This window comes from Collinsella aerofaciens, assembly GCF_040910245.1.
Classification (GTDB): domain Bacteria; phylum Actinomycetota; class Coriobacteriia; order Coriobacteriales; family Coriobacteriaceae; genus Collinsella.
This window is the reverse complement of sequence record NZ_JBDGAY010000045.1, coordinates 1-2117: the sequence shown is the minus strand read 5'-3', so window position 1 is coordinate 2117 and position 2117 is coordinate 1. Positions and strand designations below refer to the sequence as shown.

Annotated in this window: 1 protein-coding gene; it reads left to right on the top strand. The window is 56.2% G+C overall.

Features of this window, described 5'->3' with window-relative positions; all coding sequences use genetic code 11:
- Positions 1 to 250: 250 nt before the first annotated feature.
- Positions 251 to 1945, top strand: coding sequence for a phospho-sugar mutase (locus AB5Z20_RS09795; RefSeq protein ID WP_055252695.1), 1695 nt, complete (start codon positions 251 to 253; stop codon positions 1943 to 1945).
- Positions 1946 to 2117: the final 172 nt, after the last annotated feature.

The window sequence follows — 2117 nt, the reverse complement described above, 5'->3', positions numbered from 1 at the left end:
GACCGGTGGACGGCACCGAGCCGTACGCTTGAATTGAGAAGGGGGAGGCCTCGCGGCCTCCCCCTTTTTTGCGTTAAAGTCGGCATTCACTAAGCAATTAAATCAATTCAATCATCCACCGGTGAATATAAACGTTCACCGTTCTGTGGCCGGTTCTCTGTTCTCAATGGACTAATATTTGCTTTAGCGCGCTGATGCGCTTGTCCTGTTTTACATGGGTCGTTTTATTGATTGTGACGGAAGGACTCACATGGCAGATGTTCATGAGCTGCTTGATACTTGGATTGCCAATGTCAAGGATGAGGAGCTCCTCGCTGAGCTCAACACGATGAAGGAGCAGGGTGATGAGGACGCCATCACCGACGCTTTCTTCCAGGATCTCGCCTTCGGTACTGCCGGTCTTCGTGGCACTATCGGTGCAGGTACTAACCGTATGAATATCTATACGGTCGGTCGTGCGACCCAGGGATTCGCTGACTACCTTAATGCTACCTTCGAGCATCCGACGGTCGCCATCGCTCGCGATAGCCGCAATAAGGGCGAGCTGTTCGTTAAGACGACGGCTGCCATTCTTGCGGCAAACGGCGTGACGGCCCTCGTGTATCCCAAGATTTCTCCCGTGCCGACGCTTTCCTGGGCCGTCCGTGACCTTAAGTGCTCCGGTGGCATCTGCATGACCGCTAGCCATAATCCGGCGCCTTATAACGGTTATAAGGCCTATGGCCCCGACGGCTGCCAGATCACCAGTGAGGCCGCCGATGCAATTTCTAAGGCTATTGCCGAGACCGATACGTTCACCGGCGTGAAGTCTATGGACTTTGATGAGGCTCTTGAGCAGGGTCTGGTCAAATGGATCGATGACTCGTGCCTTGAGCGTTATTACGACGCCGTTCTCGCCCGCGGCGTGACTAACCTTTCTGCCGAGGAGATCGCTGGCGCTCCGCTTAAACTCGTCTACACTCCGCTCAACGGCACCGGCCTCATTCCCGTCACGACGGTGCTCGAGCGTGCTGGCATCACCGATGTCACGGTTGTTCCCGAGCAGAAGGAGCCTAACGGCGATTTCCCGACCTGCCCGTATCCTAACCCCGAGATCCGTCAGGCCATGCAGAAGGGCATCGATCTCTGCGAGCAGGTTCACCCTGATTTGCTGCTTGCAACCGATCCAGACGCCGACCGTGTTGGCGTTGCCGTCAAGAATGGTGATGACTACCTGCTGCTGACCGGTAACGAGATGGGCGTCCTGCTGCTCGACTATATTTGCAAGACCCGTGCCGCCCGCGGGGAGGATCTCACCAAGAAGGTTGCGGTTACTACCATTGTTTCTTCCGCCATGGTCGATGCTCTGGCCGAGGAGTATGGCTTTGAGCTCCGTCGCTGCCTGACGGGCTTCAAGTACATCGGTGACATCATTACCTCGCTTTCCGATGCTGGTGAAGTCGATCGCTTTATCTTCGGTTTTGAGGAGAGCTACGGCTATCTGGCCGGCGATCACGTACGCGACAAGGACGCGGTGAGCACTTCGCTGCTGATTTGCCAGATGGCTCAGTATTACAAGCTCCAGGGCAAGAACCTCGCCGACGCGATGCACGAGCTGTACGAGAAGTATGGCTACTATCACAACAAGACGATTTCGCTGAGCTATCCGGGTGCTGAGGGCGCGGCAAAGATGGCCGGCATCATGGCCGGTCTGCGCGAGAACCCGCCCGCGGAGCTCGCCGGTTCCAAGATCGAGGCCGTCGTGGATTACAACACCTGCGTGAACGGCCTGCCGAAGGCTAATGTTATTGAGTTCGATCTTGAGGGTGGCAATAAGGGTATCGTTCGTCCTTCCGGCACCGAGCCCAAGATCAAGCTGTACATCTTCGCTAAGGGCGCGGATGCCGCCGAGGCAGATGCAGCACTTGACGCGATCGAGGAGTCCGGTCGCAAGCTGCTGGCATAAGGTATTTAAGAGTCTATTGCTATAGATAGGCGAAAGAGGGGATCTCGGAAGCGAGGTCCCCTCCTGTTTTTAACCAGCCAGCCGAGAGTACTTATATGTGTAGGAAATGTGTACGCCCAGATTCCCGCCCGCGGGGGCCCTCCGGTCTGGCAATATATCTCCTTGCCGCGCG